The 22,952-nt window shown below is 43.6% G+C and carries 22 protein-coding genes; 13 read left to right on the top strand and 9 right to left on the bottom strand.

Translation table 11 applies throughout. The features are described from left to right. Positions 1-5 precede the first annotated feature (5 nt). The gene (locus tag ACXAGV_RS05910) at positions 6-1,013 is read left to right on the top strand and encodes a cytochrome d ubiquinol oxidase subunit II (protein ID WP_474872453.1); all 1,008 of its coding nucleotides are present in this window, start codon (positions 6-8) and stop codon (positions 1,011-1,013) included. 392 nt (positions 1,014-1,405) lie between these two features. Then, the gene (locus ACXAGV_RS05905) at positions 1,406-1,570 is read left to right on the top strand and encodes a hypothetical protein (protein ID WP_162889828.1); all 165 of its coding nucleotides are present in this window, start codon (positions 1,406-1,408) and stop codon (positions 1,568-1,570) included. A 41-nt stretch (positions 1,571-1,611) separates the two neighbouring features. Here ACXAGV_RS05905 and ACXAGV_RS05900 read toward each other — a convergent pair whose 3' ends face one another. Beyond that, positions 1,612-2,094 (bottom strand): Lrp/AsnC family transcriptional regulator, encoded by a 483-nt coding sequence (locus tag ACXAGV_RS05900; RefSeq protein ID WP_080752387.1) that lies wholly within the window; start codon positions 2,092-2,094, stop codon positions 1,612-1,614. Positions 2,095-2,173: 79 nt separating this feature from the next. Further along, complete coding sequence (locus tag ACXAGV_RS05895; protein WP_474872452.1) at positions 2,174-2,812, bottom strand: hypothetical protein; 639 nt, start codon at positions 2,810-2,812, stop codon at positions 2,174-2,176. A gap of 112 nt (positions 2,813-2,924) precedes the next feature. On the opposite strand from ACXAGV_RS05895, the gene ACXAGV_RS05890 reads away from it, so the two are divergent. After that, positions 2,925-3,065 carry a hypothetical protein gene (locus tag ACXAGV_RS05890; protein WP_474872451.1) on the top strand — a complete coding sequence of 47 codons (141 nt, stop codon included), beginning with the start codon at positions 2,925-2,927 and terminating at the stop codon, positions 3,063-3,065. A 149-nt stretch (positions 3,066-3,214) separates the two neighbouring features. Here ACXAGV_RS05890 and cspE read toward each other — a convergent pair whose 3' ends face one another. The 6 genes from cspE to prlC all read right to left on the bottom strand — a co-directional run bounded on the left by cspE (position 3,215) and on the right by prlC (position 9,719). Then, positions 3,215-3,424, bottom strand: coding sequence for a transcription antiterminator/RNA stability regulator CspE (gene cspE, locus ACXAGV_RS05885; protein WP_012519905.1), 210 nt, complete (start codon positions 3,422-3,424; stop codon positions 3,215-3,217). Between the two features lie 293 nt (positions 3,425-3,717). Continuing rightward, on the bottom strand, positions 3,718-5,346 hold the full coding sequence (gene ubiB, locus ACXAGV_RS05880) for a ubiquinone biosynthesis regulatory protein kinase UbiB (protein ID WP_474872450.1): 1,629 nt from the start codon (positions 5,344-5,346) through the stop codon (positions 3,718-3,720). A gap of 23 nt (positions 5,347-5,369) precedes the next feature. Then, on the bottom strand, positions 5,370-6,005 hold the full coding sequence (locus ACXAGV_RS05875; RefSeq protein WP_474872449.1) for a ubiquinone biosynthesis accessory factor UbiJ: 636 nt from the start codon (positions 6,003-6,005) through the stop codon (positions 5,370-5,372). Then, positions 6,005-6,802 (bottom strand): bifunctional demethylmenaquinone methyltransferase/2-methoxy-6-polyprenyl-1,4-benzoquinol methylase UbiE, encoded by a 798-nt coding sequence (gene ubiE, locus ACXAGV_RS05870; protein WP_118491819.1) that lies wholly within the window; start codon positions 6,800-6,802, stop codon positions 6,005-6,007. Before ubiE ends, ACXAGV_RS05875 begins: the two co-directional genes overlap by 1 nt. A gap of 172 nt (positions 6,803-6,974) precedes the next feature. Next, positions 6,975-7,676, bottom strand: coding sequence for a DNA-3-methyladenine glycosylase I (locus ACXAGV_RS05865; RefSeq protein ID WP_474872448.1), 702 nt, complete (start codon positions 7,674-7,676; stop codon positions 6,975-6,977). A 6-nt stretch (positions 7,677-7,682) separates the two neighbouring features. Next, complete coding sequence (gene prlC, locus ACXAGV_RS05860; protein WP_474872447.1) at positions 7,683-9,719, bottom strand: oligopeptidase A; 2,037 nt, start codon at positions 9,717-9,719, stop codon at positions 7,683-7,685. 311 nt (positions 9,720-10,030) lie between these two features. On the opposite strand from prlC, the gene ACXAGV_RS05855 reads away from it, so the two are divergent. From ACXAGV_RS05855 to ACXAGV_RS05830, 6 genes are all read left to right on the top strand, one after another. Beyond that, positions 10,031-10,591 (top strand): response regulator, encoded by a 561-nt coding sequence (locus tag ACXAGV_RS05855; protein WP_474872446.1) that lies wholly within the window; start codon positions 10,031-10,033, stop codon positions 10,589-10,591. A gap of 22 nt (positions 10,592-10,613) precedes the next feature. Further along, positions 10,614-11,438 carry a phosphate/phosphite/phosphonate ABC transporter substrate-binding protein gene (locus ACXAGV_RS05850; protein ID WP_474872445.1) on the top strand — a complete coding sequence of 275 codons (825 nt, stop codon included), beginning with the start codon at positions 10,614-10,616 and terminating at the stop codon, positions 11,436-11,438. An 11-nt stretch (positions 11,439-11,449) separates the two neighbouring features. Next, complete coding sequence (locus ACXAGV_RS05845) at positions 11,450-13,129, top strand: sensor histidine kinase (RefSeq protein ID WP_474872529.1); 1,680 nt, start codon at positions 11,450-11,452, stop codon at positions 13,127-13,129. Between the two features lie 66 nt (positions 13,130-13,195). After that, complete coding sequence (nosR, locus tag ACXAGV_RS05840) at positions 13,196-14,500, top strand: response regulator c-di-GMP phosphodiesterase, NosR family (protein WP_474872444.1); 1,305 nt, start codon at positions 13,196-13,198, stop codon at positions 14,498-14,500. Positions 14,501-14,744: 244 nt separating this feature from the next. Beyond that, entirely contained in the window at positions 14,745-16,091 is a 1,347-nt protein-coding gene (gene gorA, locus ACXAGV_RS05835) for a glutathione-disulfide reductase (RefSeq protein ID WP_474872443.1), read from the top strand. A 486-nt stretch (positions 16,092-16,577) separates the two neighbouring features. Next, positions 16,578-18,692 (top strand): EAL domain-containing protein, encoded by a 2,115-nt coding sequence (locus ACXAGV_RS05830; protein ID WP_474872442.1) that lies wholly within the window; start codon positions 16,578-16,580, stop codon positions 18,690-18,692. 246 nt (positions 18,693-18,938) lie between these two features. Here the strand turns inward: ACXAGV_RS05830 and ACXAGV_RS05825 are convergent, their stop codons facing one another. Next, positions 18,939-19,325, bottom strand: coding sequence for a response regulator (locus ACXAGV_RS05825; protein WP_474872441.1), 387 nt, complete (start codon positions 19,323-19,325; stop codon positions 18,939-18,941). 158 nt (positions 19,326-19,483) lie between these two features. Here ACXAGV_RS05825 and ACXAGV_RS05820 point away from each other — a divergent pair, with 158 nt between their 5' ends. From ACXAGV_RS05820 to ACXAGV_RS05805, 4 genes are read left to right on the top strand one after another with little or no spacing between them, the layout of a single operon-like run. Continuing rightward, positions 19,484-19,996, top strand: a complete 513-nt coding sequence (locus ACXAGV_RS05820) for an STAS domain-containing protein (protein WP_474872440.1) — start codon at positions 19,484-19,486, stop codon at positions 19,994-19,996. Further along, positions 19,996-20,352 carry an STAS domain-containing protein gene (locus ACXAGV_RS05815; RefSeq protein WP_474872439.1) on the top strand — a complete coding sequence of 119 codons (357 nt, stop codon included), beginning with the start codon at positions 19,996-19,998 and terminating at the stop codon, positions 20,350-20,352. The genes ACXAGV_RS05820 and ACXAGV_RS05815 overlap by 1 nt, the downstream gene beginning before the upstream one ends. Next, complete coding sequence (locus ACXAGV_RS05810) at positions 20,315-20,698, top strand: ATP-binding protein (protein ID WP_474872438.1); 384 nt, start codon at positions 20,315-20,317, stop codon at positions 20,696-20,698. The genes ACXAGV_RS05815 and ACXAGV_RS05810 overlap by 38 nt, the downstream gene beginning before the upstream one ends. Before the next feature lies 1 nt (position 20,699). Continuing rightward, on the top strand, positions 20,700-22,616 hold the full coding sequence (locus ACXAGV_RS05805) for an ATP-binding protein (protein WP_474872437.1): 1,917 nt from the start codon (positions 20,700-20,702) through the stop codon (positions 22,614-22,616). Positions 22,617-22,952: the final 336 nt, after the last annotated feature.

The raw sequence follows: 22,952 nt of genomic DNA, 5'->3' as shown, positions 1-22,952 counted from the left end.
CAAACATGTTTGAAAATGTATCAGCAGAAATGCTCGGAAATATTTATGTGGGTTTACTTGGTCTATCTGTATTGCTGTACGCCATTTTAGATGGCTACGACTTGGGTGTGGGTGTACTTATTCCGCCAAGAACAGAAGCGTTTCGCGATGACATGATAGCCTCCATAGGCCCTTACTGGGATGCTAATGAGACGTGGCTTGTGCTCGCCATAGGTCTACTGCTTATTGCTTTCCCTGAAGCCCATAGTGAGTTTTTACAAACCTTGTACTTGCCTGCCACCTTCATGTTGTTGGGGCTTATTTTGCGCGGTGTCGCATTTGATTTTCGCGCCAAAGTTGTTCAAGTGAAAAAGCGTAAGTGGGATTTAGTCTTCAAATACGGTTCGCTTTTAACTGCGCTCGCGCAAGGTTACATGTTGGGTATTTACGTGACAGGGCTTCGCACAGATATTTGGGCTCAAGGCTTTGCTCTACTCGCTGCGTTTGGTGTTACGGCAGCCTACGCATTCATTGGCTCGTGCTGGTTAATACTTAAAACCGAAGGTGAGCTTCAAGAAAAAGCATATTATTGGGCACGCCGAGGTTTAATTGTACTGGCTGTGGGAATTACTGCGGTAAGTATCGCTAACTTAACTTTACATGATGACGTGCGAGACTTATGGCTATCAGCGCCTTGGGGCTATGTGCTTTTCGCTATTCCGGTAGCGTGTTTTGCGCTTTTAGCATTGTGTGGGGTATTGCTTAAGAAACTGCCCGACGCTCAAGGTAAAGGCGAATGGCTTCCGTTCTTTATAGCCTTGCTTGTATTTTTGCTTTGCTTTACCGCTTTTGGCATTAGCTACTACCCGTTTATTATACCTGGTCAAATGACAGTGATGGATACGCTCAGTGACGCTAGCTCCCTACGCTTCTTGCTTGTAGGTGTAGTCATTGTTGTGCCCATTATTTTAGCCTATACGGCCATGGTGTATAAAATATTCTCCGGTAAATCAGAGAAGCTTTCTTACTACTAGCATTTATTAATGGGATCTCTGCAGATCCTGATTACTTTAAACAATAGTGAACATCATTGAAATTCAATGGTGTTCACTTTCTATTCAGCGCTATACTAAACGCAATACATTGCGAGTTTCTTGCGGGTCCGAAGCCTTTCCTGTGCTTGGGGCATTTGCGGCGACCAGTATCCCCAATCTACGAACTCGATCTGAAAACCTGCGATCAAAATATGATCCTTTCCCTCGAACAATGTATACCAATGACTAGAGGATGTTTAGCGTTAGCTAGTCTCCCCTTAAGGTGTGATCAAAAAATTAAACGTTACTTACCGTTAAATATTTTATTGACATCAAACTGCAATATTACTATATTTTATTTGGGGCAATTTTTACTAGAAGGAGCCAAAACTATGGAAAATGTATTCCATTCGTTCTCACGGTTCTTCAAACGCGCGCACCCCTACACAGTCGCTCACTATATCGGCCGTAAAAATGCGCAGCGTATCTTAGGATGTAAAATCAAAAAGAAATCCAAGATATTCGCCGACCAGCACGTTGAAGAACAAAATCATTAATTTATATGGGGCCCGTCAAACCGGCCCCATTTTTTTGGATTTTAAATGTGGTTTAACGGTACCGAGGTTGTGTACTTAATCTGCTCCATTGCAAAGCTTGAAGTGACGTCGGAAAATTCTATACCGTTAACCAAGCGCTTATAAAAATGATCAAAGCAATCCATATCGGTAACGAGAACTTTGAGCAGGTAATCGTATTCGCCAGACATACGATAACATTCAACAACTTCATCAAATGACGCGGCGTGTTTAGCGAAACTTGCCAGCCACTTTCCATCATGTCTGCCCGCTTTTACTTGCACGAAAACGGTCATAGCCAGCCCCAAGTGTTTTGCTTGCAACAGCGCTACTCGCCTAGAGATTATGCCCTTCTCTTCTAGCTTTTGAATACGCCGCCAGCAGGGCGTTACCGTAAGCCCAACTTGCTCAGCGATTTCTGCGACAGGCGTGTCAGCGTTATTCTGTAGCATGGCCAAAATGGCTTTATCTATTGTGTCTATACCGCTTATTTTTTCACTACGCATAGTGAGATGTTGCCCTTTATTTCCATGTTCTCAGTTGTTCAGCGAATTACGTCAGGCGCTTTACTTTTATGGAGGCTATTTAAAGCCACCAAGGCTGATTAAAGTCGACATTTTCTGGTGCAATTTCGTATTGAAAGGGAGGCGTGAATACATCCCAAAATGCATCCCGCAAGTCCTCGTCTATTATGCTAAGTTTACCTGCATCGCGATAGCGAGATAGCAGTGTATTGTAAGCGTCAATCGGCATTTGCGGGTTAGACTGGCGAAAGATAACACGCCCTCCAAACTCTTCATACATCGCTTTTTCTGTTTGAAACTGTATAACCTGCTTGGCCGCTATCTCTTTAATGGGTTTCGTGGCCGTTTCACTTGAAACCTGACCTTCAAACTTCTTGATAAACTTGCTTACCAGTGTTTGATTAACAGTTATGCCTTTTTGTTTTGCATAGTCCTCTAAAACAAGCTCATAAATTCTGTTAGACGCATTTACACGGACCACATAATCAAGCATACCTGCGTAATTGTCTTTCGCTTGCTGCTTCAAGTTTTTACGTTCTTCTTCACTAGGCACGACGTCTGCCATACGGATTTCAGTATTAAGCACCATTGCTAAAACACCCTGCTCATCGACTTGTCCATTTGCCTGAGCAGCATAAGCAAGGTTTGAACTTAGAATAACTAGCGCGGTGGCCAATGAAGATCGAATAGTTGATTTCATGCGCATTTAGCACTCCCTGTAGACGTATTTATCGCCGCGATTACGAACACTTTAAGTCTCGCTGAGTGGGTAATTAACTGTGCGGACTGGTATTACCCAAATGGGCGTTGCAATGAGTAAAGCATTAAACGCTATGACTACGCAATACCGTGGCGTACTGATATTAGGAATATGCTGCGAGCTTCAAATTTATTGGGGTGAACGATTGCTTATGTGGTGCAGCCGAGAGAGGATGGCGATAGCGACGCAGTAGACTAGCTATTGATGAAAGCGTTATTCGTTAAAAATGATATAGACCAAAAGCGGTACGGACTAAAAGCTTTGTCGCGCGTTTAGCGTGGGTGTGGAAATGCAGACAATAGAAAGAAAAACGGCGGTCAAATGACCGCCGTTTTTGAATTCTTAGATAGCTTGCACGTTAGCAGCTTGAAGACCTTTTTGACCTTCTTCAACTTCAAATTCTACTCGCTGACCTTCTGGAAGCGTTTTGTAACCGTCAGAGATGATCGCACGGAAATGAACGAATACGTCCTTACCGCCGTTATCTTGAGTTAGAAAACCGTAACCTTTATCAGCGTTGAACCACTTAACTGTGCCTGTAACTTTAGACATGTCGTATAGACCTCAAATATCGTATTAAATTGCGCATAAGCGCGTGTAACTAAGTTCTTTAGAGTCTTTAAATTGGCGGAGTATTGGGTCTTACTTACGAATGGACAAACAACTTACAACAAATTACCGGGTAACTCGAGTGGTTTTACATATAGCAAATAATACAAAATCGCGTCTATTTAAAGACTTTGGCTTAGAGCCGTATCCACTATAACACTCTTCGGGACGATTACTATACAAATTAATTAATTAACTACGGAATTCATAAATATTTCACCGCAGCGTAACAAAAATCACAGCCCTTTTCGCCACGCTAAATACCAGCAAATTGCGCCGATTACGCCTGTACTTGCAGGAAAATACCAAGATAAATCGTACATTGGCAGTATTGCTGTCATTAGCACAAAGGTGGCGCCCACTACGCTCAAATGAGTGGTCTGAGTTGTTTTCTTTTGCTCTTGAAGCAGAGCCAAATGGGCCCTTTGTTGTTGTAAAGGCAAGCGCTTCATTTGCTGTAAACTGTCGTACAGCAGGTCTGGCATTTCAGGTAGTTTTTCAGACCAGAAAGGTAAGTTGTCTTTCACCTTCCCCATCATGGCGGTAAAGCCAACCTGCTCTTTCATCCAGTTTTCAAGAAACGGCTTAGCGGTTTTCCAAAGGTCGAGCTGAGGATACAACTGACGGCCTAAGCCTTCGATATACAGCAATGTTTTTTGCAATAGCACAAGCTGTGGCTGCACAACCATATTGAAACGTCGTGCCGTATTAAATAGCTGCAGCAGCACGTTACCAAAGGATATTTCAGCTAGTGGCTTTTGGAATATAGGTTCACAAACCGTGCGAATGGCCATCTCGAATTCATCGATATTTGTGTCTTGCGGTACCCAACCTGAGTCGGCGTGAAGCTGCGCGACTTTGCGATAGTCGCGGTTGAAGAAGGCAATAAAGTTCTCAGCCAGATAGCGCTTATCTTCACGATTGAGCGTACCCACAATGCCAAAATCGATGGCGATATATTTGGGGTTTTCAGGGTGTTCGGTAGATACAAATATATTGCCCGGGTGCATGTCTGCATGGAAAAAACTGTCGCGAAATACCTGAGTGAAGAATACTTCCACACCGCGCTCGGCCAACTTTTTCATGTTGGTATTCTGGGTCAACAAAGCATCAACATTAGAAATAGGTAAGCCGTAAATGCGCTCCATAACCAGTACATTGCTGCGACAGTAGTCACTGTAAATTTTAGGTACATACAGCGCGTCAGAACCATCAAAGTTGCGACCAAGCTGGATGCCATTCGCAGACTCACGCAGTAAATCCAGCTCATCAACAATGGTCTTGCGGTATTCCACAACCACTTCGACAGGACGCAGCCGTTTGCCATCAGGAAGCCAGCGTTGAAGCACGTTAGCCAAGCTAAACAATAGCTCCATGTCTGCCACGATGGTATCGCGAATATCTGGGCGCAACACCTTTACCACAACGTCTTCATTGTTATGCTTTAGCTTTGCCGCGTGAACTTGGGCGATAGAGGCAGACGCCAGCGGCGCCTTTTCAAATTCACTAAATAATTCGCTTAAATCAGAAAGGCCCAACGCTTGCTTGATAATGTCTTGTGCAGCGTCAGATGAAAACGGCGGAACTTTGTCTTGTAAACGAGCAAGTTCGTTAGCGATGGCAGGGGGAAGCAAGTCTCGGCGGGTAGAGAGCATCTGGCCGAATTTAATAAAAACAGGCCCAAGGTTTTGTAGTGCAAGGGTAATACGCTCGCCGGCTGACTTGCCCTTGTGCTTGTTTCGCACCCAAAAAATGGTATGACGCATAGCCCGCGCGTACCAGGGTAACCACTTTGCTGGAATAAGTTCGTCTAAGCCGTGTTCCAACAATACCTTGTTAATTCGGTATAACCTAACAATACGCATTTATGAGCCTGTTTCTCTCAATCTTACTTAAATTTTTCTTCTAGGCGGCGCAGTCTCGCATCGGCATTTTCTGCTCGATCGCGAAGCGCATTTACTTCGTCACTAAAGTGCATAACCGCCAGCTTGTGTGCAGCAAGCTGCTTTTCTTCTACTACGGCGTTGCCGAATACCTTTGCCATGGACGCTAGCGCTGACATCGACTTCTCGTGCACGGTTTTCACCGTTTTCACGGTTTGATGGGCAATAACATCGTTAGTCTTTTGTGCCAGCAGTTCTTCAATGTCGATGTCGAGCTGCTGAAACAAAGCACTGACTTGCTGAGCAACATTTAGCTCTCCTTCCAAAAAGAGGGCTTTTTGCTGGATAAGACGCGTCAATTGGCTGGTTTCTTTTAACTCTGGCAAGGTTTGTAGCGACGTTTTAATACAACAGTCTTTCGGCCCCAGGGACGCGACGGCGTCTTCAAACGAGCCTAGTTCGCTGAGTACGTCAATACGGTCAGAAAACGACAGCGTAATACCATAAGGAAGCGGCGAAATGAACGCGGTAAGCCTGGCGCCAGCAAGCGCTTTTAGCCTTGCTTCGCTGTCTTGGTCTAAAGACAACAACTTGTTCAAAACCGATTCAGCCGTAGCGGTAACCAGCGCAGAAGTAGGCATTAAAACTTATAACCTCTATGTAGCGCTACAATACCGCCAGTCAGGTTTTGGTAATCACATTGCTCAAAGCCAGCCTGCTCGAACATCCCCTTCAAGGTTTCTTGATCTGGGTGCATACGTATGCTTTCCGCAAGGTATTGGTAGCTTTCTGCATCGTTCGCCACTAGCTGACCCATTTTTGGCAAAATGTGAAACGAGTACATATCGTAAAGTTTGCTGAGCTGCTCTGACGTAGGCTTAGAAAATTCTAATACCAGTAAACGGCCGCCTGGCTTTAACACGCGAAAAATAGAATTTAGCGCGTTTTGCTTTTCCGTTACGTTTCTAAGGCCGAATGCCATGGTCACCACATCAAAGTGGTTATCGGGGAAAGGCAGTGCTTCCGCGTCAGCTTGCACATAATCGATGTTGCTTACCAAGCCGCGATCGCGAAGCTTATCACGGCCTACTTTCAGCATAGACAAGTTGATATCGGCAAGGGTTACGCGCCCTGTCGGGCCTACTAAGCGAGAGAACTTAGCGGTTAAATCGCCAGTACCACCGGCAATATCCAATACTTTATTGCCAGCGCGAACACCGCTGCAGTCTATTGTGAAACGCTTCCATAAACGATGCACTCCCATCGACATAAAATCGTTCATTACGTCGTACTTTGCTGCAACAGAGTCAAAAACATTAGCAACTAAAGAGGCTTTTTGCCCTTTATCCACCTGTTTGAAACCAAAGTGCGTTGTATGCTCATTAGCATTGTCGATTGCAGAGTCTGCTTGCGTAGCGGGAGTTTGATTGTCGCTCATGACAGTCCTGTAATTTGAATATTTTTATTAATGCCGAAGTGTATAGGATTGTGTGCTCAAGCAAAAGCTTTATGCCTGACTGTCTCCTGATGTAAATCAAGCCTTTGACCTTTACAAAAGCGGAGCCTGCAAGGCACAAGCTCGCTTGTTTAGAAGACTAGAGCAGCTTGCTCTACGCTACCTGATTGTTTGTGCCCCAACTATAGGCAACAATGGCACTGATCTCTTGCAAAGAACGGCCGCTTTCCTCATGCCATTGCGCAAATGCCGCATTGGCCGCCGACAGCGACTTTTTCGAGGTTAATCCACCGTCGATAATGTCATTCTTTCGCAAATAATCTTCCACGTCACGAGAGAATAAAAACGTGTCTATACCTAGTGCACGAAGCATGTAGGGGCCGGTGTTGCCACCTAATCGTGCACCGCGTTTTTTCAAAAACGCCCAAAGCTCAGTGATATTGTCTTTTTCAAAGCCTGCTACGAACTTACCAAAGCTACCGTGCTCCAGGGCTACGTCTTTGATCATCATGGCATTGTCACGCACTGTCATCACTTTTTTATAGTTGCGAACAATGCGCTTATCTGACGCTTTTTGCTCTAGCATTTCATCGGGCATCAACAACACTTTATCAATGTCGAACCCGAAAAATACGGTTTCAAAGTCAGGCCACTTTTGCTCAATAACTCGCCACACGAAGCCCGACTGGAACACTTTTTTGGTCATCGCCGCTAAAAAGCGGTCGTCAGGAATTGCTTCAATTTGTGCTTTAGAAAGTGGTGCTTGGAGCATGGCTTCAAGCACTCTTTCACCGCCTTTGCGCTCGCACGCTCTCCGGTAAATAGATTGAAAAGACTCTAACTTCGACTCTTCCATGTGTGCCTAGCCTTTAATACCGCTGTGACGAAGCAAAGCGTCAACTTGCGGCTCGCGCCCTCTAAAAGCAACAAACAAGTCCATAGGAGGCTTACTGCCGCCCATTTCTAAAATGTTTTCTAAGAACGCTTTGCCCGTGTCGCGGTTAAAGATACCATCCTCTTCAAACTTGCTGTACGCGTCGGCAGAAAGTACCTCAGCCCACTTATAGCTGTAGTAGCCCGCTGCGTAGCCACCAGCAAATATGTGACCAAAGCCGTTTTGGAAACGGTTAAACGATGGAGGAATAACTACCGCCACTTCTTCACGCACTTTATCCAATGTGCCCTGTACGTCTACCTCACTACCCTTTTCGCTATGCAGCAAGAAGTCAAAAAGACTGAATTCTAGCTGGCGTATCATCTGCATCGCAGATTGGTAGTCCCGTGCTGCGAGCATGCGGTCAAGTAAGTCAGCAGGAAGCGGTTCGCCAGTTTCATAGTGACCAGAGATAAAGTTAAGCGCGTCTTCTTCCCAGCACCAGTTCTCTAAAAACTGACTTGGCAGTTCAACAGCATCCCATGGCACACCATTAATACCCGACACACCAGCTACGCGCATTTTAGTAAGCATGTGATGAATCCCATGACCAAACTCATGGAACATGGTCACTACTTCATCGTGGGTAAATAGCGCTGGTTTATCCCCTACAGGTGCGTTGAAATTACAGGTAAGGTACGCAACGGGTAGCTGCAATTCGCCATTCATTTTTTCGCGACGTACGCGACATTCATCCATCCACGCGCCGCCACGCTTTTTAGCTCGTGCGTACAAGTCTAGGTAAAAGCTGCCGCGCATCACATCGGCATCGTCAGTAATGGTGAAGTAACGTACATCCTTATGCCATGTATCAATGCCAGGCTGCTCAATGATTTTTAAGCCGTACAGGCGATGTACTACTTCGAATAAACCAGACAGCACTTTATCTTCAGGGAAATAAGGGCGCAGCATTTCATCAGAAATCGTGTACTTTTCCTGTTTCAGTTTCTCGCTGTAATACGGTAAATCCCATGCCGCTAGCTCAGTAACACCATGCTTTTCTTTCGCATAAGCTCGTACTTCTTCAAGCTCTTTCTCTGCCTGAGGCTTAGACTTAGCTGCCAAATCACGTAAGAAACCGATGACCTGATCGGTTGAGTCTGCCATTTTGGTTGCAAGTGAACGCTCTGCATAACTTGAAAAGCCAAGCAATTCAGCCAGTTCAGTACGCAGCGTTAAAGTCTCTTTAATAATGTCGGTGTTGTCCCACTTACCCGCATTCGGACCTTGATCAGACGCTTTTGTGGCATAGGCACGATACATTTCTTCGCGAAGTTCGCGATTATCGGCGTAAAGCATTACTGGCAGATAAGACGGTATGTCTAGTGTAAACAACCAGCCCTGTAAGTCTTTTTGGTGCGCAGCTTGCGCCGCTGCTTCAAGGGCTGACTCTGGCATACCGACAAGCTCGGCTTTATCGGTAATGTGTTTAGTCCAGCCCATAGTGGCGTCCATCACATTATTGGAAAAGGTTGATGATAGATCGCTAAGCTTTGCCTGAATCTCTGCAAAACGCTTCTTTTGCTGCGCTGGCAGTGCGACACCTGACAATGTGAAATCGCGAACGGCGTTTTCAATTACTTTTTGTTGCTCTTCACTTAAAGCCGCAAATTCGTCAGACGCTTTGAGGGAAGCGTAAGCATTGTAAAGGCCTTCGTGCTGGCCTACCCAAGTTCCATATTCAGACAGTAATGGCAAACACGCATCGTGAGCTTCACGTAATTCATCGCTGCTCACCACGCTGTTCATATGAGAGACGGGCGAGAACATTTTGCTTAAACGGTCGTCCACCTCTTCAAGGCGCAGCACTAAATTTTTGTAAGAGTAATCTTTCGACGCCACGACCTCATCTATTTCGCTTTTACACGCCGCAATGGCTTTTTCAATTGCAGGCTTGATAGAGGCAGGTTCAATAGCAGAAAAAATTGGTAGACCATCTACCATTTCAATTGCAGGGGTTGTCATAATCTTTTTCACTCTTAACACTTTGATAGAATAATGATGGGGCTTCGCTGACTAAAAGCAAGTTATTGTTTACGCATCTGTTGACCCATCTTGAAGTTACTTCTAGTTTAAGGCTATGGATCACGAAACTGCGCCATAGCTCACTAAGCTAAGCGCACTTTCCCATGCAAGGGTAGTCGTCAGATTCGCCTGGTCTCACACCACAACCGTCCCAAGCGTGTCGCAAATGTCACATTTCATCCTTTTGTCTACTTTGTCTCCTAGTCATATAACAGCTATAATTCTGGTTAATAAATCTACAGGGCATTGATATGAAAACCTTAACCTCAGGCGAAATAGCCTCGTACTGCGACGTAAACCTTCGCACTGTAATTCGATGGATTGAAAGCGGAAAGCTTAAGGGCTTCAAGCTTCCGGGACGTGGTAACAATCGTATTCTTGTGGAGGACTTTATTGAGTTCCTTGAACGCCATGATATGCCTATTCCTGATGCGCTCATAGGAATTGCCTCACCATCCATCCTGATCGTAGACGACGAAATGCCGGTGGCCAAGTCGATACAGCGTGTGGCAAGACGCGCAGGCTTCGATTCGTACATCGCGACTGGGGGGTTCCAAGCAGGGATCATGTTAAGCCAGTACGAGCCTAAAGTTATGACGCTGGACCTAAGTATGCCGGGCATGGATGGCTATAGTGTTATCGAATTCACTCGAGAACAAAGCAAATACAAAGATTTGAAAATTATCGTCATATCAGCCTTAGACGACAGAAGTCTTGAGCGTGCGCTGGAAATCGGTGCTGATGCGACACTTCAAAAGCCTTTTTCAAATCATGACCTTACCAATGTGCTAGAGCAATTCATGTCAATGTAATTTGAATGGGAAGGAAATGACTATGTCTTGGCCAGCAACGTGCATTTTAATCGCTCTATGGTTTACTTTGGTTCCGCTTTCAGCTGTGGGGAAAGTGCTGACGTTTGCCGTTGTTCCTCAGCAATCTGCCAAGAAAATGACCGAGAACTGGCAACCATTTATTGATTACGTAAGTAATTACACTGGTCTTAACATTGAATTTAGAACGGCCAAAGACATTCCAAGCTTTGAGGATAACCTGACTGCTGGGATGTATGATATAGCGTACATGAACCCTTATCATTTCGTGGTTTTTAACGAATCAGTGGGTTATCGCGCACTTGCTCATCAGGCAGACAAGAAAATACGTGGGCTTATTGTTGTCCACCAGGACAGTCCAATTCAAACGCTTTCAGATTTAAACGGGGCTGAAATTGCCTTTCCTGCGCCCGCTGCGTTTGCAGCGACTATTATTACCAGCGCTCACTTACGCAAAAATAATGTCGCATTCATTCCGCGTTATGTGAAATCTCACGACTCAGTGTACTTATCAGTGCAGCGTAACTTTTTTAAAGCAGGTGGCGGAATTTTTCGCACGTTTAACATTTCTCCAGAGGCAATAAAAAATGACCTTCGTGTGCTGTGGCAAAGCGAGGGCTATACGCCCCACCCCATCGCGACACACCCAAAAATGGCAGAAGACGATAGACAAGCTATTCTTAATGCATTGATTGCATTATCTAATGACAGCAGTAAGTCCTCAATATTAAGCGACATTGGGTTGGGCGGATTTATTGCCTCTAGAGACAGCGATTGGAACGACGTGAGAGACCTAGGGATTGCGTCACTTTCAAGACCGCACCTATGAGAAATGAACATATGAAGCTGTCGTTACGATTTAAAACGATTACCGGAATTGCAAGTATCGCTGCACTTTTGCTGCTGGTGCTCATTGTGACCGTGTTTCAATTGTTAAACGATCTTGTTGACAGCAACATCAAAAAGTCAGCAGACACCACGGTTGCACTTTTTGTATCTACAACAAAGAATGCTTTTTTAAGCTATGACTTAGCTTCACTTGATGCAGATGTATCCGAGATATTAACCAACCCTAATATTTCTTACGTGAGAGTAAAAGACAAAACCAACAATATATTTGTAGAGAAAGGAAGTGAAGCCGCGCTTAGCCGTCCCTTTGAAGCAGACTTGTCGGTGTCAGAAGCAGACGATGGTGTATATGACACCCGCGCTCCAATCATGGTAAACAATACTTTATACGGCTATGTGGAAATTGGCCTAAACATAGCCTCAGTTACTGAATCGGTCTCTAGGGTTAGAAACTGGACGGTAACCCTTGCTCTGATGGAGTTCGTTTTAGTTGGTTTGTGTTCGTATTTACTCGGCTCGTTTTTAATGTCTCAGCTTCAGCAGCTTTTGCAGGGTGCTAAACACTTAGGTGAGGCGGTAAGAAACAATGACTATAAAGAAGTTTTTGTTCCTGTTAGGGGTAAAGATGAATTAAGCGAGGTCGCTGAGGCATTCAATCAACTCGTTGAGCGGCTAAAGGAAGAGTACGAACAGCGCCAGCGTGCACAAGATGAGCTTAAAGAACTAAACACACTTCTTGAAGAAAAAGTGCAAGACAGGACAGCCTTACTCAACCAGAAAAACTATCAGCTAGAAGAAACGAACAAAGATTTAAAAGAGGCCCAAGTACAACTTCTTCAGGCTGAAAAAATGGCATCAGTAGGGCAACTCGCCGCTGGTGTTGCCCACGAAATCAATAACCCTGTAGGTTTTGTTAGCAGCAACATTTCAACACTCAGTGAATACGTTGCGACTTATCAAATGATTTTTTCACAGATTCAGGTTGTTTTAGACGAGAAGGATGAGCAAAAGCGCGCGCTGGCCCTTAATAAACTAGAAAAAATGCTGGGCAATCAGGATATGGCTTTCATCAACGAAGATATTTCCGACTTGCTCGGTGACTCTCGCGAGGGCTTGCAGCGCGTCGCTGAGATAGTGAAAGGGCTTAAATTGTTTTCACGCGTTGATAGCGATCAAATGCAAAAACACAACATTAATGATTGTGTGCGAACCACATTGGCCATGGTCAATAACCAACTGAAATACATATGTACAGTTGAAACGCATTTGGGAAGGATCCCTGATGTAGATATGAATGTTGGTAAAATATCTCAAGTGATAACTAACCTTCTCATTAATGCTGGTCAAGCTATTGAAGCTACTGGCAAAAACGGCAAAATCATTATTACAACGTGCACTGTTGGCGAGTTTGTTGAGTTACGAGTAGAAGATTCCGGCTGCGGAATACCGCCAAGCCATCTTGATAAACTGTTTAACCCTTTTTTCACTACGAAACCGGAAGGGCAAGGAACGGGTTTAGGACTTTCAATCTCATTTGGTATTGCGCAAGAACACGGTGGGACGCTATCTGCCACTAGCACCGAGGGAGATGGCAGTACATTTACGCTAGCGCTTCCAGTTAACCCAGTTTCCAAAGACTCACAAAATAACGGTGAGACTAATAATGCATGAAGTTACAGTGTCAAATAATGCAATAGCATGTGATATTAGTTACGTCGCGTATAAGGATTATTTTTTATGACAGAGCCTACTGAACAAGCTTCAACCTATACCGTGTTATTTGTCGACGACGAACCTAATATTCTTCGTGCAATTAAACGCGCGCTCTTCACTATGGATATTACGCTCCTCCTTGCTGACAGCGGTGCTAAAGCACTGGAACTGATGAGTAATCACGAGGTCCACGTTGTAATCTCAGACATGAAAATGCCTCAAATGTCGGGCGCCGAGCTTCTTGAACAAGTTGCTATTAATTATCCCGACACATTTAGAGTTGTCCTTACTGGATATGCAGATATCGAATCAACCATTAAAGCCGTTAACCAAGGTAAAATTCATCGATATCTTCAAAAGCCGTGGGATAACCAAGAATTAATATCTGTGGTTGAGGAAGGGTTAGAGCGGGTGAAATTGAAGGCCGAAAATACGCGACTTCAAAAACTTACTCGCCTTCAAAACAGAAAGCTTAGAGACGTAAACGCTTCGCTGGAACAAGTGGTACAAAAGCGTACTCGCCAAATAAAGGCCGCGCTAAATAAAATAGAAAAGCACAATATTGCCATGGAGCAAGTGCTGTTCAACGTTATAAGCATTAATCCAAACATCAACGGTAAGTTTGCTATTGAGGTGAGTGAGTTAGCGTCGAAACTTGCGCGTATTGCTCGTTTGGAGAAAGACGAAATAAAACAAGTGCGCTATGCCGGCCTTATTTGTGAGCTTGGCCTGCTAGGGCTTGAAACCGAAGATTTCAAAGCGCCATTTTCAAAGCTTAAATATCAACAGCAGCAAAATTACTTGTCGCAAACCAAACAGGCGGCACTGATCCTTGCACCGGCACACGAGCTGCATCAAGTTTCAGACATCATCGAGTTTCAATTCGAGCACTACAATGGCTCTGGTTTGTATAACAAAGTTGCCAAAGAAATTCCCGCAGGCGCACGTATTTTAGCGATTGCCCGAGATTATTGGCGCTTAGTAACCGGCAGAATGAGTGGTGTGGAAATGAGCCCTCGCGATGCCAAATTAGAAATGAAAAAGCACCGAAATACCCGCTATGACGGCGAGTTTTTGGACCTTCTACTTGAAGCAGAAGATGTGACAACGTCTAAACTGCTCTCTACATCACTGAAAGCCACGCAGCTTAAGGCAGGCATGGTCCTTGCCCAAAATTTATATAACGATAGTCATATTCTAATTCTTCCTGAAGGTCACGTGTTTAGTGACGCTACCATTCAAAAACTCGTACACTTTGAAGAAGAACGTGGAAAAGCGTTTAGTATTCAAATAGAACCAGAAGAGCTTTCTGCTACTATAAGTGAATAAGCTTTAAAGGTTACGTGCTGAAAATAGGAAGCGCGATGCATGAATATGCCTCGCTTTATCTTAGCCTTTTAATTAGGCTGCACTGTCCCCATTGTTAAACTAAATGAAATTCCCTAAAGCAAATCTCGGTCTTTTGATTGGTCTTTATGACAAGACCAATAGAGAATGATTTGCTGTGCGAACCTGCCGAAGGCAGTTATGCTTATCGCTTACGTTCGCCTAACCGACAAAGAAGGCTTTTTGAATGACACATTTTGATTATATTTGTATTGGCGGTGGCAGCGGTGGTATCGCATCTGCAAACCGTGCAGCTAAACACGGAAAGAAGGCCGCCATCATTGAAGCAAAAGATATTGGCGGTACTTGCGTGAACGTTGGCTGCGTGCCTAAAAAAGCCATGTGGTACGGTGCACAAATTGCTGAAGCCGTGCACCGTTACGCACCTGAATACGGGTTCGATTTGTCGGTAAATCACTTTAGCTGGGACAGCCTGATTGCCAGCCGCCAAGCTTATATTGAGCGTATTCATGCCTCTTACGACCGCGCTCTTACTGCAAACGATGTAACGCTTATCCGTGGTTTCGCAAAGTTCATTGATAACAACACGGTAGAAGTTAATGGCGAAAAGTACACGGCTGATCATATTACGATTGCTGTAGGCGGCCGCCCAATCATCCCAGATATAGAAGGTGCCGAATACGGCATTGATTCTGATGGTTTCTTTGCGCTTAAAGAGCAACCTAAGCGTGCTGTTGTGGTAGGTGCCGGATACATTGGTGTTGAGCTAGCTGGTGTACTTCATGCCCTTGGCACAGAATCGCACCTAGTGGTTCGCAAACACGCGCCGCTTAGAAATTTCGACCCGCTTATTCACGAGACCTTGGTGGATATGATCCACGCTGAAGGCTGTAAACTGCACGACCATGCCAGCGTTGAGAAAGTGGAAAAGGCTGACGATGGCGAGCTATCTGTACACTTAACCAATGGCGAAGTGTTAAAAGCTGACTGCTTAATTTGGGCTATTGGCCGTAAACCCTCTACCGACAAAATCGATATTGAAAACACTGACGTTGAGCTTAGTGATGACGGCACAGTAAAAGTGGATAAATATCAAAATACCACAGTGAAAAACGTGTACGCAGTAGGTGATATTACCGGTAAAGCCGAGCTTACTCCAGTAGCAGTGAAAGCGGGCCGCTTGCTAAGCGAACGTCTGTTTAACGGCCAAAAAGACGCACACATGGATTACTCGCTTATTCCTACGGTTGTCTTTAGCCACCCGCCTATCGGTACAATAGGTTTAACAGAACCTGAAGCCATTGAGCAGTATGGCGAGGACGATATAAAAGTATATACCTCGAGCTTTGCGTCTATGTACACAGCAGTGACCCGACACCGTCAAATGACAAAGATGAAGCTTGTATGCGCGGGTAAAGATGAAAAAGTAGTTGGCCTACACGGTATTGGTCATGGCATGGACGAAATTCTGCAAGGTTTTGCTGTTGCAATTAAGATGGGCGCAACTAAAGCTGACTTTGATGCATGCGTGGCTATTCACCCAACTAGTGGCGAAGAGTTTGTTACTATGTAGATCGCGTTCTGGAACGTTAGACTGTAGCTGAGCACTTTCTGGAAAATGTACTACCCTTTAGAAATTCTTAGATTCATTCGGGGTAGTACATGACTTACGTGATTCAATCCAAGCCTTTCTCTGTGCTTCCCCTTTCGGTACCCAATAGTGGGCATATTAAGCTCGAAGGTATCCCAACTTTTTATTATTCAAACCACGAATATATTACACCTGTAAACCTTTGGATTAATCATCTAGTCAACTACAGGAAGGCAAAAGATTTAAATTCCACTGCTCGTGCTTTAAAACGCTACTTTAATTTTATTGAAAACAACTCATTACCTTGGGATAAATTTCCGTCTGCTTGGTTATACTTTTGCCTAATAGTTATAAATTTCAAAATACTGCTAGTTTTATTTAAGGGTGCATTCGAAGCGTTAAGTTGCATTTGCAACTAGTAGAGCCACGATTAATAGTGAAAATGGAAAGTTTGTAGGGATTTAGCGCATGTCGTCAACGTGTAATAATAAGGGAGTAATTCTTGCTGTCGATGACGAAGTCATTCAGCTTGAGGTTATTGCAAGCGCGCTAAATGCTCATTATCAAGTCATAAAGACCACTTCACCTCAACATGCATTGTCACTGGCAGAGCAATATACGCCCGATATTGTTTTGCTCGATATCGAAATGCCCGAAATCAATGGATTTAATTTATGTAAGTTACTTCAAAAAATACCAACATTACTTTCAACAAGTTTCGTTTTTATAACCTCCCACCATGATGCTGAAATAGAAGTACAAGCACTCGAACTCGGTGCAGTAGATTTTATTACCAAACCTATCCACACCAACGTATGCTTGATGCGCATTAAGAACCAAATGGTCATAAGACAACAAGCTGAGTCGGTCAAAAAAGCACTAAATCAAACCCATGCCGAGAAAACACACTTAAAAACAATATTGCGCTCAATTGGTGATGGCGTCGTTGCCACTGATATTAATAAAAAAGTAACGTTCATTAACCCAGTTGCCCAACGACTTACTGGCTTTCTAGCCTCTGAGGCAACAGGTAATGCAATCACAGATATTATTAAATTAAACTACTCGAGTAACACGTCTGCGACGCTCGACCCACTTGATATCGCTATGTCTCAAAAGCGCGAGATTACGATGTCACTTGATGTCGAGCTTTGCAGTCGCTCGGGTGAACGATATCAAATAGAGCTGACTGCGAGTCCGTTATTTGATATCGATAATATTGACCTCATTGGTGGAGTACTAGCGTTTCAAAATATTAGCGATGTCGTTGCCCTGGCAAATCAGATGACTCACCTTGCAAACCACGACTACCTGACAGGACTTCCAAACCGAGTTTCCCTAAACAATCAATTGAAGCAAGAAATTGCGCGCGCAAGGCATACAAACTATCTTGTCGCTGTGCTTATGTTCGACATTGACAACTTCAAATACCTCAACGACACAATTGGACACGACAGAGGTGATGAAGTTATAAAGACGGTCGCCAACCGTTTACAAATGGTATGTGATGACACCGCGATAATCTCGCGTGTGGGAGGAGATGAATTTGTAGTGCTCCTAGTTGACTGTGCAAGTCACGAACACATCAACAAAATTGCCTTTCAATTATTTGAAGAGATAAGTAAACCGTTCAACATATTAGATGAGCGCTATCGCTTAACATTGAGTATGGGAATTAGCATTTATCCAAACGATGCTAATACCGCTGACGACCTAATACGACATGCCGATACCGCAATGTTTAAGGTCAAAAGTAAGGGGCGTAATGCGCATGCCTTTTATAACGAAACCCTCACTGATGAGCTTAAAGAGCGCGTCAATATTGAGAAACTGCTTCACCAGCGCTTGGATGAAAACGCATTAATCATTCACTTTCAGCCTAAGTACTCATTAACAACCGGCATTATAACCAGTGTTGAGGCACTCGTGCGTTTGGTTGGGCATGAAGGACTGCTGATACCGCCAGATAAATTTATTTCAGTTGCTGAACAATCTAACTTGATACAATTATTAGGAGAGCAAGTGCTTGCGAAGAGTTGTTTGCAAGTGAAAAAGTGGCTGGATAGAGGCGTGAGGATAGGCGTCGCCGTTAATATCGGCGCTTCTCAATTCAATGCGCCAGGCTTCGTAGAGCTCATCGCGAGCACCCTTCAAGAATATGACGTGCCACCACCTTTGCTCGAACTTGAGATTACAGAGTCTGCGCTTTTACAAAACGTAGTCAATGCTAACAAAACGATTTCTGCGCTTCAGTCTCTGGGCGTCACCGTGGCATTAGATGACTTTGGCACGGGTTACTCAAGCTTGTCTTACTTGAAAAGTTTCAATTTTGATTTATTGAAAATCGACAAAGCGTTTATAAGAGATATTTGCGAAAACAAGCAAGCATTTAGTATTTTGACTGCAATTAAAACTTTGGCCAAGTCACTCAATTTGAGATTAGTGTGCGAAGGGATTGAAACAATGCAACAACAGGAAATGCTTGAATCGTTGGACTGTGAACAGGGACAAGGTTACTTGTTTAGTAGGCCGCTGCCGTCAGACAAGCTCGAAGCTAAATTTCCTGAAGTGTTTGACGCATAGTTTGTTAAACGCCAATTGCTATTTCAATCACTCCCACCGGTAGACATATGATAAAAAACACTGGTTTCGCAACAAGCTGGTAGAAGTACGTTAAGAGGCTTTGGTGACTATAGTTTGCATTTAGATGAATAAATCCAACATGTATCCAAACCCGCTTGGCCATGGTTTGCTACATACGTTTAATGTACGCATTGGATGCACTCTATTATTTATATAGGGTCTAAAACTAAATAAACGCAGACAATGTTAACCTGCTGCTTTATTGGCTGCTGTTTCAACCCATGATGTTATCTTTTCGTTGAGTTGTTCAAAATCTACGGGTTTGAGGTAATAGTCAGAAAAACCTTTTGATAAAAACGCTTGCGCCTCAAATTCTGTAGCGGCTGTAACAGCAATGATGGGCGTTAGCACTCCTTCTTGTCGTATGTGTTGCGTGGCCTCGACACCATCACAAATTGGCATTTGAATATCCATCAGAATAACGTCGTAAGCGCCCTCATGAGTTCGTTGAATTGCCTCATGACCATTAGTCGCGGTGCGCACATGGGCACCTTCGCTCTCGATGATAAAAGACAACATCTCCAGTGTTTGTGCAGAATCATCTGCAATCAATATATTAAGCCCAGTAAGCATACGACAATTCCATTCTTCGTGACTTATTAAAAGATAGTTTTTGATTAATCAACGTTCAATCCCATCCATTATTTTTATACTAAAGTATAAGACTCTTCGGTTTCTAAAAAGGCAGGATTGTTCTATTTTTGAACAGTGAAAATCAAAAGGAAAAGGCAATGGCAACACATACTAATGGAATCTTAGAAAACACAGAAATACAGCATCAAAATGCAACAATTGCCAGTCAAAACAGCAAAATAGATGAACAGAAAACTGAAATTGAAGACTTAAATGAGCAAATTCTTGCTAGCCGATTCGACCTACCACTTTTAAAAATTGCAGAAAATGTTCTGATGGTGCCCCTTGTTGGGTCCATGGATTCAGTGAAGTCACAAAAAGTGATGGAAGATATATTGGTTAACATTAAAGAGCAATCAACTCGCGTTGCACTTATCGATATTGCTGGTATCAATATTGTGGACAGCTCAGTTGCTGCACACCTTGTCAAAATTGCGAAAGCAACGCGACTAATGGGTTGTCGTGCGATTGTTTCCGGCATTTCACCATTAATAGCACAAAATATCGTTAATCTTGGTATGGATGTGTCTGATCTCATCACCACCACGACGCTTCAAGATGCAATGAAAGAAGCGTACAGATTGATTGGTTATGAGCTGGTGAAATTATAATGTCAGCGCTTCACAGTAAGGTTTCTCAAATGCAGGGAGTGTCGGTAGTAGATCTTTGTATAGAGGATTTAAATAAGGATAAGCTTTGTTATGCATTTTGTAAGGAAGTTGATGTATTGGGAAGCCAGCAAGTGGTTATTGACTTAACTTTATTAGACGTGATTGTAAGAGCCGACATAGAAAAGCTCACTGCACTGCATACAGGTCTAAAAATGATGGGAAGAAGGGTTATTTTTTGTGGTTTAAATCCTTATACAGCGGCTGTCTTACTTACCTTTGACGCAGATATTTCCTTCGACACTGAATTGGATGTTAGCCATGCAATCAAAGCGTTATCGAATTCAAGCAAACACTGACGTACATGTATTGCTTAATAACGTGTCGTTCTTAACTAGGCAACATGTCGCAGACGAAGTAGCTGTAACTGAGATTGCTACAGTCACTTCTGAGCTGGCCTACAATATTATTAAGTATGGCTGTAGTGGAAATATTACGCTCTCTTACTCTGGCTCGCAGTGCATTATTGAAGCAGTGGATAACGGCAAAGGAATGCAAATGAATATCGAACAAGCATTTATTGAGGGAAACAGCTCATCGGGAAGCCTTGGATTAGGCATGTCATCAATTGTAAGGATGTCAGACGAATTTAGTTTAGAAACGTCTGACAGAGGTACCTGCATTACCTGTATAAAAGACTATTAGCATGGTGTCCTACAGCTTTAAGCTAAAACCGTTTACCTCAAAGAAAGGGTGCGGCGACTTCGTCAGCGTTTGTGAGCGTGAAAATGACATCCTGGTTGTTATTGGCGATGTCGGCGGACACGGTAATGTTGAAGTGGGAGCATTGGCAGAGGACTTGCGCTGTTATGTAGATGCCAACCAAAACCTATCTATAAAAGCGCTGTTTCAAGGCCTGTGCAAAGTAAAGGGCATTGAAAAGTTTGGTGCAACAGTTTTCGTGGGTCGAATAGACACAGCTCAGTCGCTGTTACATTATATTTGCGTTGGTGACATTAAGGCACTGCAGTTTAACTCATCTTCAGTCAAACAACTCAAAACGCAAAAAGGCGTACTTGGGTTTACCTCCCCTGAATCGATTAAAGAATACGTTATTAGCCTTCATCAAGGCGATGGTGTTGCAGTTTCATCTGACGGTGTCACTTCATTTGAAAAGGCATTATCTGACTGCAGTAAATCGTCAGCAGAGCAGGTGTGCGAAGAAATCATGTCACAGCATGCTAGAAAAGACGACGATGCAAGTTGTCTTGTGCTTAAGGTGGAAGGTGTAAAGCAAAGTCATGCGATAATTGAAAACTCTTTATTGGCAACAGAGCAACTGGCAGCGCAGCCAATATCCTCAAAGAACAAACAGGTTCATAGCATTTCAACTGCCTCTGAAAAACAAAACATTCAAACACATTCGGATCTAATGGCGCACAACCACGGACCGGTTCCTGATGTGGTTGCTTTACCAGACAAAGAAACTTTCTTTTGTGTCCTCGAGTCCCTGTTAGTCGCGCGTGAGAAAATAAGGGAATTGAAAAACTATTTACACCTAAGTGACAAACAGTTTATCGCGATGAAAGGCATTGCGCTCGAGGCCATATCTGAGCTAGGGGTAGAGGTAACGGCCAGTGTTAGCAGCAACAAAATGTATATCGCGTTTCCGTTTAACAATGCCTTTTATCAGCGTGTAAACCTTGTAGTTGGAAGAGAACAAGTGGGTATTTCCCCCTGTGGTACAACAATCATTGTTTGGGTTTTTCTAGCTCAAAGTGTTGATATTTCATCAATGGTATTTCTTGAGTTTAAAGAACGAGTACAACTTGGCATAAGTGAAGAAAACTATGCGCAATATCAGCAAGACCAAAAAAGAGATGCGGTGCTAACACAGCAGGCCAAATTGGCATCAATGGGTGAAATGATAGGTGCTATAGCGCATCAATGGCGCCAGCCATTAAACGAGCTTGCTCTGCGCATTCAAACACTGAAATACAAAATGAAAAAAGGTATTACCGATGACGATATTAATCGCTTCATAAAAGAAAATTTAGTCACTATCGACTTTATGAGCCAAACGGTCGACGACTTTAGAAATTTCTTTCGTGTAGAAAAAAATACAGAAGTTTTCGATACGGCAAAAACAGTAGAGTCGGTAGTTGCACTGCAGCAAGCACAATTGCAAAGTAATGGTATTGAGATAAGTATGTCTGGAGCAACAGGCGATGTAGAAGGATTCAGGTCTGAGTTTCAGCAGGTTATTTTGAATTTAGTAAGCAACGCTAGAGATGCGCTTAACGGGAAAACGAATAAGAAAAAATCAATAGACATTGTTTTTGATATTAACAAAATAACCATTACCGACAACGCCGGCGGTATTGCACCGGAAGTGATTCAGCGAATATTTGAGCCGTACTTCACAACAAAGGCACATGGAGAGGGTACAGGAATGGGCTTGTATATGTCGAAGATGATTATTCAGGACCACATGAAAGGTGAGATTACTGTGAAAAATGTAACTACACCAAAAGGTAAGGGTGCAGAGTTTACTGTTGTGCTTCCGTTTTATGATTCACCCCGAAACAAGCAGCCCAATATGAGAGATAAGCGCATAGGTTAAATCTAAAAGCCACATGCTCACAAGCGACTACCGCCTCATCACGGCTGTGGTCGTGGTCGTATTGAGGCTGTGAGAACATAGTGAATTTGGGTATTTTTAATTAGTACAGCAATACCAGTCCTCCTACTTCCTCAATATCTCCGACATGAAACTCTACTAGCGACTGACTGGTTTAATGGCGTTTGGCTTTTCATGCAAGTCAGCCACAAGCAAATACGTGTAGGGGTAAAGAGCTTCGAATACATATTCAGGCCCTTCACTTGCGTCAAGGAGGTCATTGACTCAATGATCAGAATATATTGCTTTACAGTAGATATGTCATTGCATATGGCGAAA

Source organism: Alteromonas sp. ABH4_453, from assembly GCF_056160665.1.
The sequence above is the reverse complement of the archived record's forward strand: the minus strand, read 5'-3'. Positions and strand labels throughout refer to the sequence as shown.

Coding starts and splice junctions, on each gene's coding strand:
- ACXAGV_RS05910 (WP_474872453.1), top strand. CDS start 6: ATGTTTGAAAATGTATCAGCAGAAATGCTCGGAAATATTTATGTGGGT.
- ACXAGV_RS05905 (WP_162889828.1), top strand. CDS start 1,406: ATGGAAAATGTATTCCATTCGTTCTCACGGTTCTTCAAACGCGCGCAC.
- ACXAGV_RS05900 (WP_080752387.1), bottom strand. CDS start 2,094: ATGCGTAGTGAAAAAATAAGCGGTATAGACACAATAGATAAAGCCATT.
- ACXAGV_RS05895 (WP_474872452.1), bottom strand. CDS start 2,812: ATGAAATCAACTATTCGATCTTCATTGGCCACCGCGCTAGTTATTCTA.
- ACXAGV_RS05890 (WP_474872451.1), top strand. CDS start 2,925: ATGAGTAAAGCATTAAACGCTATGACTACGCAATACCGTGGCGTACTG.
- cspE (WP_012519905.1), bottom strand. CDS start 3,424: ATGTCTAAAGTTACAGGCACAGTTAAGTGGTTCAACGCTGATAAAGGT.
- ubiB (WP_474872450.1), bottom strand. CDS start 5,346: ATGCGTATTGTTAGGTTATACCGAATTAACAAGGTATTGTTGGAACAC.
- ACXAGV_RS05875 (WP_474872449.1), bottom strand. CDS start 6,005: ATGCCTACTTCTGCGCTGGTTACCGCTACGGCTGAATCGGTTTTGAAC.
- ubiE (WP_118491819.1), bottom strand. CDS start 6,802: ATGAGCGACAATCAAACTCCCGCTACGCAAGCAGACTCTGCAATCGAC.
- ACXAGV_RS05865 (WP_474872448.1), bottom strand. CDS start 7,676: ATGGAAGAGTCGAAGTTAGAGTCTTTTCAATCTATTTACCGGAGAGCG.
- prlC (WP_474872447.1), bottom strand. CDS start 9,719: ATGACAACCCCTGCAATTGAAATGGTAGATGGTCTACCAATTTTTTCT.
- ACXAGV_RS05855 (WP_474872446.1), top strand. CDS start 10,031: ATGAAAACCTTAACCTCAGGCGAAATAGCCTCGTACTGCGACGTAAAC.
- ACXAGV_RS05850 (WP_474872445.1), top strand. CDS start 10,614: ATGTCTTGGCCAGCAACGTGCATTTTAATCGCTCTATGGTTTACTTTG.
- ACXAGV_RS05845 (WP_474872529.1), top strand. CDS start 11,450: ATGAAGCTGTCGTTACGATTTAAAACGATTACCGGAATTGCAAGTATC.
- nosR (WP_474872444.1), top strand. CDS start 13,196: ATGACAGAGCCTACTGAACAAGCTTCAACCTATACCGTGTTATTTGTC.
- gorA (WP_474872443.1), top strand. CDS start 14,745: ATGACACATTTTGATTATATTTGTATTGGCGGTGGCAGCGGTGGTATC.
- ACXAGV_RS05830 (WP_474872442.1), top strand. CDS start 16,578: ATGTCGTCAACGTGTAATAATAAGGGAGTAATTCTTGCTGTCGATGAC.
- ACXAGV_RS05825 (WP_474872441.1), bottom strand. CDS start 19,325: ATGCTTACTGGGCTTAATATATTGATTGCAGATGATTCTGCACAAACA.
- ACXAGV_RS05820 (WP_474872440.1), top strand. CDS start 19,484: ATGGCAACACATACTAATGGAATCTTAGAAAACACAGAAATACAGCAT.
- ACXAGV_RS05815 (WP_474872439.1), top strand. CDS start 19,996: ATGTCAGCGCTTCACAGTAAGGTTTCTCAAATGCAGGGAGTGTCGGTA.
- ACXAGV_RS05810 (WP_474872438.1), top strand. CDS start 20,315: ATGCAATCAAAGCGTTATCGAATTCAAGCAAACACTGACGTACATGTA.
- ACXAGV_RS05805 (WP_474872437.1), top strand. CDS start 20,700: ATGGTGTCCTACAGCTTTAAGCTAAAACCGTTTACCTCAAAGAAAGGG.